Source organism: Brachybacterium sp. AOP24-D1-21, from assembly GCF_052378665.1.
GTDB lineage: Bacteria > Actinomycetota > Actinomycetes > Actinomycetales > Dermabacteraceae > Brachybacterium.
Window position 1 is genome coordinate 1162163 of sequence record NZ_JBQSXX010000001.1, and the last position, 14658, is coordinate 1176820.

The 14658-nt window shown below is 70.7% G+C and carries 15 protein-coding genes; 9 read left to right on the top strand and 6 right to left on the bottom strand.

Going from position 1 to position 14658, the window contains the following annotated elements; genetic code table 11:
* Positions 1–88: 88 nt before the first annotated feature.
* Positions 89–1375: an aminotransferase class I/II-fold pyridoxal phosphate-dependent enzyme gene (locus tag ACT3UF_RS05195; protein WP_444502160.1), complete on the top strand. Its 1287-nt coding sequence runs from the start codon at positions 89–91 to the stop codon at positions 1373–1375.
* An 86-nt stretch (positions 1376–1461) separates the two neighbouring features.
* Here ACT3UF_RS05195 and ACT3UF_RS05200 read toward each other — a convergent pair whose 3' ends face one another.
* The 4 genes from ACT3UF_RS05200 to ACT3UF_RS05215 form a co-directional block, all read right to left on the bottom strand.
* Positions 1462–2424, bottom strand: coding sequence for a hypothetical protein (locus tag ACT3UF_RS05200; protein WP_441444551.1), 963 nt, complete (start codon positions 2422–2424; stop codon positions 1462–1464).
* Between the two features lie 204 nt (positions 2425–2628).
* On the bottom strand, positions 2629–4857 hold the full coding sequence (locus ACT3UF_RS05205; protein WP_444502159.1) for a 3-hydroxyacyl-CoA dehydrogenase NAD-binding domain-containing protein: 2229 nt from the start codon (positions 4855–4857) through the stop codon (positions 2629–2631).
* Positions 4858–5088: 231 nt separating this feature from the next.
* Complete coding sequence (locus ACT3UF_RS05210; RefSeq protein ID WP_444502158.1) at positions 5089–5805, bottom strand: hypothetical protein; 717 nt, start codon at positions 5803–5805, stop codon at positions 5089–5091.
* A 187-nt stretch (positions 5806–5992) separates the two neighbouring features.
* The gene (locus ACT3UF_RS05215) at positions 5993–6952 is read right to left on the bottom strand and encodes a hypothetical protein (RefSeq protein WP_444502157.1); all 960 of its coding nucleotides are present in this window, start codon (positions 6950–6952) and stop codon (positions 5993–5995) included.
* Positions 6953–7098: 146 nt separating this feature from the next.
* On the opposite strand from ACT3UF_RS05215, the gene ACT3UF_RS05220 reads away from it, so the two are divergent.
* Positions 7099–7473: an ArsR/SmtB family transcription factor gene (locus ACT3UF_RS05220; RefSeq protein ID WP_444592009.1), complete on the top strand. Its 375-nt coding sequence runs from the start codon at positions 7099–7101 to the stop codon at positions 7471–7473.
* Between the two features lie 2 nt (positions 7474–7475).
* A complete protein-coding gene (locus ACT3UF_RS05225) occupies positions 7476–7958 on the top strand; it encodes an SRPBCC family protein (protein ID WP_442332704.1) in 483 nt (160 codons plus the stop codon).
* A 115-nt stretch (positions 7959–8073) separates the two neighbouring features.
* On the opposite strand, the gene ACT3UF_RS05230 is transcribed toward ACT3UF_RS05225, so the two are convergent.
* Positions 8074–8913, bottom strand: a complete 840-nt coding sequence (locus tag ACT3UF_RS05230) for a hypothetical protein (protein ID WP_444608122.1) — start codon at positions 8911–8913, stop codon at positions 8074–8076.
* A gap of 308 nt (positions 8914–9221) precedes the next feature.
* Here ACT3UF_RS05230 and ACT3UF_RS05235 point away from each other — a divergent pair, with 308 nt between their 5' ends.
* Genes ACT3UF_RS05235 through ACT3UF_RS05255 form a run of 5 tightly spaced genes read left to right on the top strand, consistent with a single transcriptional unit; the run spans position 9222 to position 12923 of the window.
* On the top strand, positions 9222–10079 hold the full coding sequence (locus ACT3UF_RS05235) for a GNAT family N-acetyltransferase (RefSeq protein WP_441445405.1): 858 nt from the start codon (positions 9222–9224) through the stop codon (positions 10077–10079).
* Between the two features lie 49 nt (positions 10080–10128).
* Entirely contained in the window at positions 10129–10587 is a 459-nt protein-coding gene (locus ACT3UF_RS05240) for a hypothetical protein (protein WP_441445404.1), read from the top strand.
* A gap of 26 nt (positions 10588–10613) precedes the next feature.
* Positions 10614–11729 (top strand): PLP-dependent cysteine synthase family protein, encoded by a 1116-nt coding sequence (locus ACT3UF_RS05245; protein ID WP_444592010.1) that lies wholly within the window; start codon positions 10614–10616, stop codon positions 11727–11729.
* Between the two features lie 52 nt (positions 11730–11781).
* Positions 11782–12111 carry a hypothetical protein gene (locus ACT3UF_RS05250; RefSeq protein ID WP_442331906.1) on the top strand — a complete coding sequence of 110 codons (330 nt, stop codon included), beginning with the start codon at positions 11782–11784 and terminating at the stop codon, positions 12109–12111.
* Positions 12112–12113: 2 nt separating this feature from the next.
* Complete coding sequence (locus ACT3UF_RS05255) at positions 12114–12923, top strand: nitroreductase family protein (RefSeq protein ID WP_444502169.1); 810 nt, start codon at positions 12114–12116, stop codon at positions 12921–12923.
* On the opposite strand, the gene ACT3UF_RS05260 is transcribed toward ACT3UF_RS05255, so the two are convergent.
* Positions 12884–13399: a hypothetical protein gene (locus tag ACT3UF_RS05260; RefSeq protein ID WP_442331905.1), complete on the bottom strand. Its 516-nt coding sequence runs from the start codon at positions 13397–13399 to the stop codon at positions 12884–12886. The two genes, ACT3UF_RS05255 and ACT3UF_RS05260, sit on opposite strands and share 40 nt — an antisense overlap.
* A gap of 266 nt (positions 13400–13665) precedes the next feature.
* Here ACT3UF_RS05260 and ACT3UF_RS05265 point away from each other — a divergent pair, with 266 nt between their 5' ends.
* Entirely contained in the window at positions 13666–14589 is a 924-nt protein-coding gene (locus ACT3UF_RS05265; RefSeq protein ID WP_441445400.1) for a hypothetical protein, read from the top strand.
* Positions 14590–14658: the final 69 nt, after the last annotated feature.

Consider the following 14658-nt stretch of genomic DNA (forward strand, 5'->3'; position numbering starts at 1 on the left):
ACCCTCCGGTGTTCTCCACCTGTGCCCCGGTGGTCCTCTCTGCCGGCGGTTCTCTCTGCCGGCGGTCCTCTCTGTCAGACTCGGGCACATGGAGATCTCAGGCCCCTGGACCCGTGCCACCGCCGCTGCCGGGCTGCTGAAGGACGGCGTGGCCCGCCCCACCGTCTTCGCCCGGATGTCGGCCCGCGCCGCAGAGCACCGAGCGCTGAACCTCGGCCAGGGCTTCCCCGATGACTCCCCGCCGCCGGAGGTGGCCGAGGCCGCGGTCGCAGCGATCCGCGAGGGCAGGAACCAGTACCCGCCCGGTGCCGGGGAGGCGGTGCTGCGCGAGGCGATCGCGGAGCATCAGGCCCAGTGGTACGGAGTGAACTGGGATCCCGCCACCGAGGTGCTGGTGACCACGGGCGCGACCGAGGCGCTCGCCGCGACGATCCTGGCGCTGGTCGAGCCGGGGGACGAGGTGATCACGCTCGAGCCCTTCTACGACCAGTACGCGGCGGTGATCGCCCTGGCCGGCGGGGTGCACCGCACGGTGCCGGTCACCTCCCGTCCCGCCTCCGGCTCTGGCTCCGACGCCGCGCCCGACGCCGGCTCCGGTCCTGGCTCCGATGCCGACGCTGGCTCGGGCGATCTAGTGCTGGATGTCGACGAGGACGCGCTGCGTGCGGCATTCTCTGACCGCACCCGTCTGGTGCTGGTGAACACCCCACATAACCCCACCGGGCTGATGCTGTGGGTCGGCGCGCTGCAGGCGATCGTCGACGAGGCCGTCGCGCACGACGCGCTGATCGTCACCGACGAGGTCTATGAGCACCTCACCTTCGGTCCCGCCCACCTGCCGATCGCGACCCTGCCCGGGGCGCAGGACCGCACCATCTCGATCTCCTCGGCGGGCAAGACGTTCTCGGTGACGGGCTGGAAGATCGGCTGGATCACCGCCCGTCCCGAGCTGATCACCGCGATCACCGGGGTGAAGCAGTGGCTGACCTATTCCTCCGGAGCACCCTTCCAGCCTGCGGTGGCGGTGGGGCTGGCGATGCCGCCGTCGGCCTTCCACGATCTCGCCGCCGATCTGCGCGAGCGCCGGGACCTGCTCACTAACGGGTTGCGTGAGATCGGCTTTCGGGTGAGCGTGCCCGAGGCCGGATACTTCACCGTCGCGGACGCGGGCCCGCTGGGAGAGCCCGACGCCGACGCCCTCGCCGACCGCCTGCCCGCCGAGGCCGGGGTGGTGGCGATCCCGCTGTCCGCCTTCTACCGCGACGGGCAGGCCGGCGAGGCGAGCGCCTACCTGCGGATGGCGTTCTGCAAGTCCCGCACCACGATCGAGCGGGCCCTCGAGCAGCTCGATGCCTGGGCGGCGCCGCGCCGCTGAGCGATCAGCGCCGCCCGGTCAGCTGACGGCCGCCCACGCCGCTACCTCGCTGCAGGCCGACGTGGCCTTGACGGTCAGTGCTCCAGTCAGGCGGCCTTCACCCAGGTGTCGTCGGCGCTGAAGTTCCACAGCGGACGGACGACGAAGCTGCCGGCCTTCACCTCATCCACCGGGACGATGATCCCGTAGTCCCAGCTCCCACTATCGCCGTCGTTGAGGGTGTCGACGTAGATTCGACTCTCCGGAGTCAGCGCGCCCTCGTCCGAGTAGGTCCCGCCGGCCTCGCTGCGGTACTCGAGGCTGAGCAGCAGCATCGGCTCCGCCGAGTCGTCGCCGTGATAGGTGACCGAGACCGGGACCAGGATGTAGGTCTGGTTCTCGGAGACCTCGGTGTTGGTCGAGCTGGACGCCATCACCGCCTCCGTCGCTTCCCAGTTGATCTCGCCGATCGTGATGTCGAGGGTGCCGCCCTCCCCATCCTCGAGCGTGAACTGCTGGCCGAGCGCGTACGGGCTGTCCTCGGTGCCGCCGCCGTCACCGGCCGGGGCCTCCGAGGGCTCCTCGCTGGGCTCTTCCGACGGTTCTTCGCTGGGCTCTTCCGAGGGCTCCTCACTCGGCTCCTCGGACGGCTCCTCACTGGGCTCCTGCGTGGTGGTCTCGCCACCTCCGGTGGGCTCTCCACCGCTGCGGGTGAACAGGAAGATGCCGCCGCCCACCACGATCAGCAGCAGCGCGAGCACTGCGCAGCCGGCGCAGATGATGATCGGGAGCTTGTTGGACTTCTTCGGGGGTGCGCCCTGCGGTGCGAAGCCCTGCCCGCCGCCGTCCCCGAAGCTCGGAGCGAAAGAGGGGTCCTGCCCGTATCCGGCGTTCGGGGAGGCCTGGTCGTAGCCCTGCTGGCCGTAGCCCTGCTGGCCGGATCCGGCCTGGTCCTGGCCATAGCCCTGCGACGGCTGCGACGGCGAGCCGTAGCCGCCCGGTGCGGGCTGCTGGGCATGGGAATCGTCGGACGGGGGCTGGCCCCATCCGTTCTGCGGTGGCTGCGACATGTTCTGCTCCGACGCCGGTGACGGCGCCGTCCCCTCTCTGCTGACACGACCTGCGATGGCCGAGACCCCCTGGGCCTGTGCGCCACATCGTACGGCGCGTTCAGGCCCCGTCCCGATTCGGTCTGGTCGCTATCAGGTCACGAAGCACGCCGCCCCGGGCCCGGCCGGAGCCAGGTCCCGGGGCGGCGGACAGCAGGGTGCTGCTCAGCCGCGGCCCGTGAACAGCTCCCCGTGGAAGGTGCGGCCGGTGGCCCGCTGGGAGGCACCCGAAGCGTCGAGGTAGGGCGTGATGCCGCCGCGATGGCGGGGGAAGCCGGCGCCGAGGATCAGCGCGAGGTCCACCTGCTCGGGTCGCTCGACGATGCCGTTCTCGAGCATCAGGGCGATCTCCTCGGCCAGTCCGTCCTGGACCTTCTCCAGCAGCGCGTCGCCGACGGGCGCGTCCGTCCGTGCCGTGCTGTGCGGCGCCGCGCCGCTGTGCGGCTCCGCGGCGAACACCTCGGCGACCGTCGGGGAGACCGGCGGGTGCACGGACGTCTTGCTGCGCTCGGTGAAGTGGGCCTTCTTCTCGACCATCGAATGCAGTCCCGGAGAGGCGTGGAAGCGGTCCCCGAGCTCTTCGGCGAGCACCGTGCCGACGTGGTCCGCGACAGCGAGGCCCACCAGGTCCAGCAGCTCGAAGGGTCGCATCGGCATGCCGAGGGCGTCGAGGGAGGCATCGACCTCCGCCGGATCGGCGCCCGCGTCGACGGAGGCGAGGACCGCGCCGAGCACCCGGAACAGCAGCCGGTTGACGATGAAGCCGGGGGCGTCGGCGCTGCGCACCGCGAACTTCCGCAGCCTCCGCACCACCTCGAGGCCGGTGGCGAGGGTGGTCTCGTCGGTGGCTTCGGTGTGGATCACCTCGACCAGCGGCATCTTGGCGACGGGGTTGAAGAAGTGCAGGCCCACCACTCGCTCGGGGTGGGCGAGGCCTTCCGCCATCTGCATCACCGAGAGCGAGGAGGTGTTGGTGACCAGCAGCGCGTCCTCCGCGAGGACGGTCTCGAGCTCCGCGAAGACGGACTGCTTGATCTTCAGCACCTCGGGCACGGCCTCGAGCACGAGGTCGCAGCCGGCGAGCTCCTGGAGGTCCGTGGTGGCGGAGAGGTTCTCGGAGATCTGGGCGGCGGCCGCCTCGTCGAGCAGCCCCCGCGCGGCGGTCTGGGCGATGACCTCGCGGGCCGCGGCGAGGCCCTTGGCGGCGATCTCCGTATCGAGATCCCGCATTACGACCGGGACCTGCAGGCCGAGAGCGAGCTGGGCGGCGATCTGCGAGGCCATCAGCCCCGCGCCGGCCACGCCCACCCGGCGGATCTCGCGTGCGCCCTCGACGGGGGCGCGTCCGGGCTTGCCGCGACGCAGCAGCTCGGCGGTGTACATCGAGGCCGCGGCACCGTCACTGCGCACCAGCTCCTCGAGGGCAGCAGCCTCCCGGGCGAGGGCGTCGGGGAGGGTGGAGCCCGGGAGCTGCTGCAGCAGCTCCAGGGCGCGGCCGACGGCGGGGGCGCCCTGCGCCTCGAGCCGAGCGGCCCAGGTGCGGCGGGTCTCGGCCGGGCCGTGGGCGGCATCGAGCGCATCGCGCAGCGCCTCCGCCTCCGGCGTATCGGCGGCGGGCAGCGGTGCGGTGCGGCCGCCCCAGGCACCGTCGGCCGCGACGGTGCCGGTGGGAGCGGATTCGGCGAGCGCGGGATCGACCACGTCGGCGTCGGCCTCGTCGAGGTCGTCATGCGCGGCGACCAGGGCGGCGAACTCGTCGAGCGCTTCGTCCAAGTCCTCCGCGAGCTCGTCGACCAGTCCGATCTCAAGGGCCTGCTCGGCGTTCAGCTGCCGGTCGCGGGCCGGGTCCTCGAGGATCATCCGCACCGCGTTATCGGCGCCGACGACTGCCTGCAGCAGGGTGGTGCCGCCCCAACCGGGCAGGATGCCGAGGCTGGTCTCGGGCAGACCCAGGCCGCGCACTGCGGGGCCCGCGGTGCGGACGTCCGCCATCAGCGCCACCTCCAGGCCGCCGCCGAGGGCGACCCCGTTGAGGTGGGCGAGCACTGGAACCGAGCTGGTGCGCACGCGGACCTGCAGGTCATGGGCGGCGCTGGTCATGCCCTTGACGTTCGCGACCGCGGTGGGGTCGGCGAACATCGACAGGTCGGCGCCGGCGAGGAAGACGCGGCCGGTGCCGGTCATGGCGATCGCCTGGATCTCCCCGGCCTCGGCACGATCCAGGGCGGCACCGATCGCGCCGGTGACGGCGTCGATCGAACGTGGCCCGAGGGTGGCGGGACGTCGCTCCTCCCCCTCCGGCGGGGCGAAGGTCAGCACGGCTACCGTGCCCAGTCCGGGATGCTCGCGGTCCTCGGCCAGGACTCGGGTGACGTGCTCGGTGTAGCTGCTCATCAGTGACCTTTCGCGATCTCTTCGTCGAGGGCAGGCGACATCCGCAGGATTGTCTGATACTGCGGGTTTCATGTAGATCATGCCTCAGGTCGACGGCAGGTGTCCACCGACGCCAGCCGTTCCCACCGCGAGCGCGGCAGCTCACGTCACCGGCTCCACGTGCCAGCTCCAGGTGCCGGCCCAGGATGCAGCCCGAGGCACTGGCTCGAGGCGCTGGCTCAGGGCGCTGGCTCAGGATGCCGCCATCCAGGCTCCCTCCTCAGTCACCTGCATATCGTCGAGGAGCACGAAGTGCCCTCCACCCTCGACCTCTGCAGGGAGCTCGAAGGCGAGCTCCGAGAGGAAGGTGCCTCCTGCGGTGACACCGCGCTGCTCGAGGAGGTCGTCGTAGTGCGGGGTCACGACGAAGGCACGGCTGTGCTCGGTGCCGTCCTCGGCGATATAGACCGCCCGCATCCAGACCTGCAACGACGACGGGTAGTCGCTGTCACCGTGATAGAGACCCTCGAGCGTGAGCAGCACGTACTTGTTTCCCTCCTCCGGCTCGGCATTGAGGGAGTTGGCCTCCAGGATCTCGGAGGTCGCATCCCAGTCCATGGCGGTCGCGGTCACGTCGACGTCAGCTCCGAGCGTGGTGGAGTGGAACGGGAAGGTGCTCCCGAAGGGCACGGCATCCTCGGGCCCCACCGGCATCTCGTCGAAGGTCGGGGGCGTCGTCTCCGTGCCCTGCTCGTCCCCGCCGCCGTCGGACCCTCCGCCGGCGATCGAGATCCCTCCCCCGTGCTGGAGGGCGCGCACGCCGAAGAATCCACCGACGCCGAGCACGAGTCCGGCGATCACGGAGAGGCAGCCGACGGTCAGGTAGAAGGAGGTGCGAGGAGCCCGCGCAGGCAGTGGCTCGGTGAGGGCGGTGCGGTGCGAGGGGTGAGGGGGTGGGCTCTGGTGCATGGCGGTGCGCGACGCGGGAGCGGACTCGTGGCCCGCAGTGCGACGGTCTCCCCTCCTCGGCGGACAGTTCAGGTCGGGATCGCACTCCACGATCCGCCGTCACGCTAGCGCACGCGCGGCCGCTTGCGGTGAGCACCTTCACTCAGCACCCCGGTCAGCGCCCTCGAGCAGGGGCGCCCGCCAGCGGTCATGCGGTCGTGAAGTACAGGATCTCCCCGGTGAACGTCTCCACACCCAGCCGGAAGGTGTCGACCTCCCGCTCAGGGACCAGGTAGGCGCTGCGGAACTGCGCGCTCTCGCCGCTGCCCAGAGGGCTGATCGACGTCATCGGGTCCGGGACCAGGCCCTGGGCGATATCGGGGAAGTAGGTGCGATCCGATTCACCGGTCAGCCAGAGCTCCTCCACGGGAGCCAGCTGGCCGGGCCCGTCGTAGCGCACTGCAAAGGTCACCAGGACCAGTCGGTAGCCGTCCTGGACCACGTCCTTGCCGTCCGCTCCGGGAGCGGTAGCCGCGAGGTCCACCTCGAGCGGGGTGACGCTGAGAGCTCCATCGGTCCAAGCCGTCCAGCTGACGGTGTGCTCTCCGATGGTCGCCGGGCGGTCGTACCCGCCGGTCCCGTCGGTCACCTCCCGTCCTGCGGAGTCGGTGACGGTGCCTGGCTCCCGTTCCTGGGAGGCCTGCGAGGCGGGCACGCTCGCGCTCTCCTCCTCACTGGCAGGGGCAGCTGCGGGCGTCGCGGGGGACGGGGCGCCGAGCCGCTGCAGCCCGCCCACCACGAGGCCGACGACCGCGACCAGCGCGGCCGCCTGCACGAAGACGATGGCGACGATCGCCCAGGCCGGCAATCCACTGCGGCGCGGCTCCTCGTCGAGGGGCTCCTGCGGGTCGTAGGTGAAGGAGGGAGCCCCGAAAGGTGCGTCGTCCTGGACGATGTCGTGCGGGACCGGTTCCCCCGGCACTGAACGGGCGGCGTCCCTGCTGCGGCCTGGCTGATCGTCACCGAGGCTCGGCGGCTCAGGGCCGGCCGCCGACGCCCGGCCTGTCGAGCCGAGCCCACGATCGGGCAACGCGAGAGGCGCCGGCTCGGACGGGTCGGTGAGGTCCTCCCAGTCATAGCCGGTGGAAGAATCCCGCCCCTGTGCCATGCCATCGAGCATAGGCGCGCCGGGCCCGCGATTCGACCCCTCCACTGCCCGCTGTGCGCCATCCCTGCCGACCCCCGCCCGCCGTCTCCGCAAGAAGTCTGTCTGCACCCCTTCCAGTCACAACCAAATGGTTGTAGGTTTTTCGCATGCAGAGGAACGACGACGCCAGAGCGGATGCCTGGTTCCACGCGCTCTCGGATCGCACTCGGCGGGACATCCTGCGCCGGGTGCTGGAGCACGAGCAGTCGGTGTCCTCCCTGGCCCGGAACTACTCCATGAGCCTCACGGCGGTGCAGAAGCACGTTGTGGTGCTCGAGCGGGCCGGGCTGATCATCCGACGCCGTCACGGCAGGGAGACCCTGACCCGCGGCGACGCCGGAACCCTCCGCTCCGCCTCCGAGCTCCTCACCGAGCTCGAGCGCGGCTGGCGGGACCACATCACCCGTATTGACGAGCTGTTGGAGTCCGACCCCGCACCCGTTCCATCCCACCGGGACCCCGCGCCCACCACGAAGGAGTGACCATGCCTGTCACCGACATCACCCATGATCTGGAGAACCTCACCCTCACGATCACCGCGCAGTTCGCCGCGCCGGTGGAGCGGATCTGGGAGGTCTACGCGGATCCGCGTCAGCTCGAGAAGGTGTGGGGGCCCGTGGGGTATCCCGCCACCGTGGTCGAGCACAACCTCACCCCCGGCGGCCGGGTCACCTATTTCATGACCGGCCCCGAGGGCGAACGCTTCCCGGGGTATTGGAACGTGCTCGCGGTCCAGGAGCCGGACTCCTTCACCTACGAGGACGGGTTCGCCCATGACGACTTCTCACCGAACACCGAGCTGCCGGTCTCGACCTGCGTGAGCACCTTCACCGCGCAGGACGGCGGCACCCGGGCGGTCTACGTGACCACCTTCGCCAGCCGGGAGGGACTGCAGACCGTGCTCGACATGGGCGTGGAGGAGGGGTCTCGCTCGGCGATCGACCAGATCGACGCGCTGGTCGCCTGACCACCCCTCCGATCCCATGCGCAGCGCCCCCGGTCACCATGGGTGAACGGGGGCGCTGCGGGAGAGCTGCCGCGGGCGGGGCTTACGCCGCCCCGGGATCAGGCGGCTTCGGGGCTCAGGCGGCCTCGACCCACTGCCCTTCGACGAGCACCTCATCCAGGGGGAGCGAGCCGGCGACGACGAAGTGACCGCCTTCGGGAAGGTCGGCCGGCGTCATGAACACGAAGTGCATGGTGCCGGACTCACCATCCTGCAGTGCCAGCTTGCTGGTGGTATCCGGGGTGACGACGCCGGCATCCTCATAGGGAGTGCCGTCGGCCGCGACGTAGTCGATCGGACCGAACGCGAAGGAGTTGAACGTGTCCGGTCCGTGGTAGGTCATCTCGGCCTGGACCATGATGTATTTGCCCTGGTCCGTGGGCTGCGGGTTGTGGCTGTTCTGCTCGCTCACCCATTCGGTGGCATCCCAGTTCACGTCGCCGATGACGATGTCCATCGAGCCGGCGAAATCGTTGGGGTCCTCGAGGGTGACGACGGTGCCCTTGGGCACTGCGTTGGCCTCGCCGACGGGCGCCGCCTCCTCGGTGGGCTCGGTGGTCTCCTCGGGCTCGGTGGTCGCGCCCTCCACGGGCTCCGAGGTCTCTTCCTCGGGGTCGGTGGTCTCCTCCGGCGCGGTGGACCCCTCCTCGGCCGGGGACTCCTCCTGCGAGGAGGTGGGCTGCTCATCATCGCCGCTGCCCATCAGCACGCGGACGCCGAAGAACCCGACGAGCGAGAGCACCAGCACCAGCACCAGGAGGCCACAGCCCACCATCACGAGGATCGGGCCCTTGCCGAGCCCGGACTTCCCGCCTGCCGCACCCTGCTGGGGCATGACCGGGAGCTGGCCGGGAATGGCGGTGCCGGACTGGCCGTTCTGGCCCTGCTGGCTCTGCTGGGGGTCCTGGCCGGGCACGGGCTGCCACTGCTGGCCCCCCGGCTGCTGGCCGGGGCCGGGCGTCTGACCGGGACCAGGCGTCGGCGCGCCTCCGGGGTGCTGCGAGCCCTGAGCGTCGGAGGGTCCCTGAGCGTCGGAGGGTGAAGGGGGCTGGGGAGGCTGAGTCATGACGCGGTGCGGCCCGTGACGGCCGCGGTCCTTCCTGGAGAGGGGTCGCCGAGGCACGGCGGACGAGATCACGCTATCGGATGCCGAGGCTCCGTCGGGAGTAGCGTGTCCGCGTCACCCGTCGGCCCTGCCGACCCTCCCCAGCACGAGGACCTCGCATGATGCTCCAGGACTCCCCCGCCCCCGAGCCGCCGCACATCGAAGCGCGCGGGAAGGCGCGGACAGACGCCGCTCCCGCCCCCAGCTCGAGCACCGCCGGCTCGAGCATCCCCAGTTCGAGCACCGCCAGTTCGAGCACTCCCGGCTCCGGCACTCCCGGCTCGAGCACTCCCGCCGCGGAGCACGCCGTGCTGGACAACCCTGCCTGGTCCTCGCTGACCGGCCACCACCGCCACCTCGCGGAGGGGAACGAGCACGTGCTGCGCTATCCGAGCGACGTCTCACCGTTCGTGGGAGTGCGCGACTGGGGACATCCGGACGTCTGGGACGCGATCCTCGAGGTGTTCGGCCATGGCGCGGCCGTGAGCGTCTCCCATGCCGATCCGCTGCTGCCCGCAGGGTGGGCACCGGTGTTCTCCATCCCCGGCGTGCAGCTGGTCCAGACCGACCGCCTCGCGCCGCGACCTGATGAGGAGGCCATCGAGCTGGGCGAGGAGGACAGCGCCGACATGCTCGCACTGGTCGCCCGGACCAGGCCCGGTCCCTTCGAGCCGAGCACCCACGAGCTGGGCCGTTACGTGGGCATCCGCCGCGAGGGCCGACTGATCGCGATGGCCGGCGAGCGCCTGCACCCCGAGGGCTGGACCGAGATCAGCGCTGTCGCCGTGGACGAGGCGCACCGCCGCCAGGGACTCGCCTCCCGCCTGGTGCTCGACGTCGCCTTCCGCATCCAGGAGCGCGGAGACCGCGCGCTGCTGCATGCCTCCGCCGAGAACACCGCAGCGATCACCGGCTACGAGAGGCTCGGCTTCGCGCTGCGGCGCCGGCTCACCTTTGGTGCCGTGCGCACTCCATGACAGCTGGCCACAAGGCCCGTACGGTGGCGGGAGCAACGAGGAGGGCACGATGCATACCGAAGCACCCACCACGACGAGCACGCAGACCGGCCACCCAACCCACCCGGCACAACGCGTGTCCTGGGCAACCCACCTGCTCGGCGCCGCGCTCTACACCGTCGGGACCTACGGGATGCTCGGGGGCTACCCCTCGCCCCTGAGCGACCTGGGGCTGGGGCTGGGGGTCCTGATCCTGGCGATCGGCACCATCATCGTTGCCCGTACCCAGATCCGGCACCACGGCCGCGGCTCCTCCCTCCCTGCCATCGGCGGGCCCCGTTCTCTGCTCAGCGGCTGGATGGCCGGTGGGCCGCTCCTGTTCCACGTGCTGTTGCCGGAATCCACCCCGCTGAGCGTGATCGTGCTCCTCTCGCTGCTGCTGGGCACGGTCTTCTACGTCGTGTTCCGGCTCGAGGACGCCGAGCTCACCGCGCAGGCCGCACCGAAGCCTGCGCGGCGCACCAAGTAGGACTCGGCACGGGCTACCGTCATCGCATGGATGACACAGCGACGTGGCCGCAGCACCTCGAGGATGTGGATCGCAGCGATGATTCACTGCGGGCATGGGTGGCGGAGCGGATCCGTCGGCTCGAGGCCGACGGCCGACGCAGCGCAGATACCCACCTGGTGAACGTGGACCTGCCCCCCGAATGGGACATCCAGCTCTACCTCAAGGACGAGTCGACCCATGCCTCGGGCAGTCTGAAGCATCGTCTGGCCCGCTCCCTGTTCCTGTTCGCGCTGGTCAACGGTCAGCTGCGGCCGGGGATGCCGGTGATCGAGGCGTCCTCCGGCTCGACGGCGGTGAGTGAGGCGCATGTGGCGCGGATGCTGGGCATCCCGTTCGTCGCGGTGATCCCTCGCGGCACCAGCACCCGCAAGATCGCACTGATCGAAGCCGCCGGCGGCCACTGCCATGTGGTCGCGAGCGCGGAGTCGATGAGCCGGGAGGCGCAGCGGCTGGCCGATGAGCAGGGCGGGCTTTTCATGGATCAGTTCACCCACGCGGAGCGGGCCACCGACTGGCGCGGGAACAACTCGATCGCCGTCAGCGCGTTCGCGCAGCTGGAGCTCGAACCCCATCCGGTGCCGCGCTGGATCGTGGTGGGCGCCGGGACCGGCGGCACCAGCGCGACCTTCGGCCGCCTGCTGCGGTATCGCAGTCTGCCCACCTCGCTGTGCGTGGCAGACGTGGAGAACTCCGCGTTCTTCGAGGGGTGGGTGCAGCAGGATCCGACGGTCACCACGGACCGCGGTTCCCGGATCGAGGGGATCGGCCGCCCGCAGGTCGAGCCGAGCTTCGTGCCCGGGGTGGTGGACCGGATGATCCGGGTGCCCGATGCGGCGTCGGTCGCTGCGGCGCGGTATCTCTCCGAGCATCTGGGGCGGCGCGTCGGCGCATCGACCGGCACGAACCTGGTGGCAGCCGCGCAGCTGATCGGGCAGATGCGTGAGCGTGGGGAGTCCGGCTCGGTGCTGACGCTGCTGTGCGATCCCGGCGATCGGTACACCGACACCTACTTCGACGATGACTGGGTCGCGGCGCAGGGCTGGGAGCTGGGACCGTGGCTGGAGGCCCTCGCGCGAATGCTGCCTCTCGGGAGCCGCTGAGCTCGCCGCGGGTCCCCGTCACCACCACCCCACCTCTCCAGGAGGCTCGCCCATGAGCATCGTCCGCACGGCGGTGAGCATCGCCGGCACCTGCTACGCCGCCAATGCCGCGCTGGGGCTGAGTGTGGCGGCGGGCCTGGTCGACACCTCGGGAGCGCGATGGATTCACCACGGGCTCTTCATCGCCACCGCCTCCACCACGGGACTGGCCCTCGCTCTCGGCACGGTCCGCCGCGACCCGTCGGCCGTCGCCCTGGGCGCGGCGGTGATCCCTCTCGTGCTGCTGCAGCGCCGGGGGTCACGTCCGCTGGCCCGCCATGCGCGGACCGCCGCCCTCGCGGCCCCCTGCTTCGCCGCCGCCCTGCTTCTGACCCGGAGATGATGATGGAATTCCTCGATGCCGTCTTCAGCCGCCGCACCACCAATGGACCGTTCCGGCCCGACCCCGTCAGTCCCGAGCATCAGCAGCTGCTGATCCGCGCCGCGGCCGCGGCCCCGTCCCAGTTCAACAGCCAGCCGTGGCGATTCGTGCTGATCGAGGATCCGGACACGATCGGCGAGATCGCCCGGATCAGCGGCGAGAGCATGACGCAGGTGATGGGCGAGGGCACATTCTTCCATCGCTACCGCAAGTACTTCCGCTTCTCCCAGCAGGAGATGGACGAGACGCGCAGCGGCATGCTGTTCGACCGTCTCCCGGCGCTGCTGCGCCCCTTCACGAGCCAGGTGTTCACCAGCTCGGGGCAGAAGCTGATGAATCGGCTGCGGGTGCCGCGCAAGCTCGGCGAGGAGAACCGGAAGCTGGTGGCGGGGTCGCCGCTGCTGATCGGGGTGATGCTCGAGCGCGGGGAGTATCGCCCCGAGGCGCTGTCCGGCTTCTACTCGGTGTTCAGCATGGGCGCGGCGATGGAGAACCTCTGGCTGACCACCACCCAGCTCGGAATGGGCATCCAGTTCGTCTCCTTCCCGATGGAGGTGCCGGAGAACTGGCGAGGGATCGTCGAGCTCCTGCGGGTCCCGGACGAGCTCGAGCTGATGGCGGTCTACCGCCTCGGCTACCTGCCCGAGACATCGCGCCGCCCGGCGATCGACTGGTCCAGCCGCGAACGGAAGCTGCCCTCCCAGTTCGTCTTCCGGGAGACCTGCGAGAGCCCTCAGACCGGGTGGGACGAGGACTCCCGGCCGGACCGCTGAGCCGATCTCGCGCTGGGCGCAGGGTGCTGGGTCCGAGGTCCAAGGACGACCCGCATTCCCCGCTGCAGGCGCTCGGCGCCGCCCTCGCGACGCGAGAACCAGTGGAAGGCATCGATCTCGAGCCGGAGCAGCTGTTCTCCGTCCCCCGCCCAGCCGAAGGAGCGGTTCATCGGCAAGTCCCGGGCCGACAGCGCCAGCACTGAGAACCCGTCGATCAGGCTGAGGCGCCGGGCCTTCCCCCACTGGATCACCTCGAGCACCGCGTCCTCCGGGGCAGGATCGGCGACCACCCGCACGAGGCAGCTCCCCGGGACCTGGGTGGGGTCCAGCGGTGCGACAACCTCTCCGCCAGCGCCGCGCACCACGATGCGCACGAGTGGTGGCTCCACGGGGTCCGACAACTTCCAGGCACCGTGTTCGACGTCGAGGGTCAGGAGCAGGAACTCCTCCCCTGGAGCACTCGAGACCGCGCTCATCCTCCGGGATGATTCCCTGAGCGAGCAGTCGGGGCTCTGCGGCGTACGTCAGCGACCGTTTCTGATGACGTTGACGGAGCTGGTGGGAGGGCTGTGCCCGGCGGGTCTCCGGTCGAGCCGCTCCCGTCTGCCGTGCTGCCTGCCGACCTGCCGACCTGCTGTCCGATTCGTCCGCCATCTCCCTATGATGACTCCAGGTGCTCGGGCATCGACCTGCATGAATCCACCGGAAGCGCGCTCGGAGCGCCGGGCCGAGGAGGCACCGCATGAGGACGTCACAGGTGGCACGGGGCCTCGCCCTGCTGGGCGGGCTCGCCATGGTGCTGAGCGCCTGCACCCTGCCGCCGCTTCCGGGATTCCCCGGCAGCGGCGGCGGTGGAGGCGGCGGTGGGTCAGCGGCAGACAGCATCGATCTCACGCACGACGATGTCATCACCTACACCTCGCACCAGATGGCGATGGAGGGTGATTTCGGGGACGAGGTCGTCGAGATCCACCGCGATCGGGTGGTGCTGCGCTTCGAACTGCCGGACGACTCCGTGCTCTTCGAGGTCGAGACCGAGCTCGAGCCCGAGCAGCGCGCCCGCGTCGAACAGGCCGCCGAGGCGTATCTCGAGTGGGAGCCGACGGTCCCCGACTCGGACCGCGACGCCTGCACGGACATCGGCAGCGACATCGTCGAGATCTCAGGCTCGATCACGCACCGCTCCACGATGCAGAACTGCCAGGGAGAGACACCCTTGGCCGCGCTGTCGGACGAGGCCCGCGAGGCAGTGGGCCGGATCGATGAGCACCTCGCCCGGCCATGGCAGCAGTGGACCGTGGAGATCCGCCCCTGGGACGAGTCCCTCCAGGGCGCCGACGAGGCCACCCCGCCGGAGAGGTACTCCCTGGATCGGGGCTGGGGCGGCGAGGGGATGCTGCTGACGGCGACGAACACCCCGGAGGGCTGGGGCGCCGAGGTGGACGTCGAGCAGGCGGCCGAGGGAGTGCTGCTCAGCTGGGCTCAGACCGGCACCGTGCTCACCGCGGTCAACGAGGTGCACCTGGAGCGGCGCAGCATCGGCTGCGGGGACCCCACCGGCGAGATGCGGATCATCCGGGCGGGCGAGCCGGCAGCGCTCTGGACGCACCGGGTGTGCCCCGGCGACGTCACCGAGGATCTCGCGACGGTGCTGCGCGCGCTGTGACGGGCCGGACGCGGAGCCCGGCCCGTCACCGCATCTGCATCTGCCTCTGCATCTGCGCTTGTCCCGACA

What these genes read in the sequence shown, in the direction of transcription:
- ACT3UF_RS05240 (WP_441445404.1), top strand. Translation starts at nt 10,129, where the DNA reads ATGCATACCGAAGCACCCACCACGACGAGCACGCAGACCGGCCACCCA.
- ACT3UF_RS05220 (WP_444592009.1), top strand. Translation starts at nt 7,099, where the DNA reads ATGCAGAGGAACGACGACGCCAGAGCGGATGCCTGGTTCCACGCGCTC.
- ACT3UF_RS05205 (WP_444502159.1), bottom strand. Translation starts at nt 4,857, where the DNA reads ATGAGCAGCTACACCGAGCACGTCACCCGAGTCCTGGCCGAGGACCGC.
- ACT3UF_RS05260 (WP_442331905.1), bottom strand. Translation starts at nt 13,399, where the DNA reads ATGAGCGCGGTCTCGAGTGCTCCAGGGGAGGAGTTCCTGCTCCTGACC.
- ACT3UF_RS05245 (WP_444592010.1), top strand. Translation starts at nt 10,614, where the DNA reads ATGGATGACACAGCGACGTGGCCGCAGCACCTCGAGGATGTGGATCGC.
- ACT3UF_RS05225 (WP_442332704.1), top strand. Translation starts at nt 7,476, where the DNA reads ATGCCTGTCACCGACATCACCCATGATCTGGAGAACCTCACCCTCACG.
- ACT3UF_RS05265 (WP_441445400.1), top strand. Translation starts at nt 13,666, where the DNA reads ATGAGGACGTCACAGGTGGCACGGGGCCTCGCCCTGCTGGGCGGGCTC.
- ACT3UF_RS05215 (WP_444502157.1), bottom strand. Translation starts at nt 6,952, where the DNA reads ATGGCACAGGGGCGGGATTCTTCCACCGGCTATGACTGGGAGGACCTC.
- ACT3UF_RS05235 (WP_441445405.1), top strand. Translation starts at nt 9,222, where the DNA reads ATGATGCTCCAGGACTCCCCCGCCCCCGAGCCGCCGCACATCGAAGCG.
- ACT3UF_RS05255 (WP_444502169.1), top strand. Translation starts at nt 12,114, where the DNA reads ATGGAATTCCTCGATGCCGTCTTCAGCCGCCGCACCACCAATGGACCG.
- ACT3UF_RS05210 (WP_444502158.1), bottom strand. Translation starts at nt 5,805, where the DNA reads ATGCACCAGAGCCCACCCCCTCACCCCTCGCACCGCACCGCCCTCACC.
- ACT3UF_RS05195 (WP_444502160.1), top strand. Translation starts at nt 89, where the DNA reads ATGGAGATCTCAGGCCCCTGGACCCGTGCCACCGCCGCTGCCGGGCTG.
- ACT3UF_RS05250 (WP_442331906.1), top strand. Translation starts at nt 11,782, where the DNA reads ATGAGCATCGTCCGCACGGCGGTGAGCATCGCCGGCACCTGCTACGCC.
- ACT3UF_RS05200 (WP_441444551.1), bottom strand. Translation starts at nt 2,424, where the DNA reads ATGTCGCAGCCACCGCAGAACGGATGGGGCCAGCCCCCGTCCGACGAT.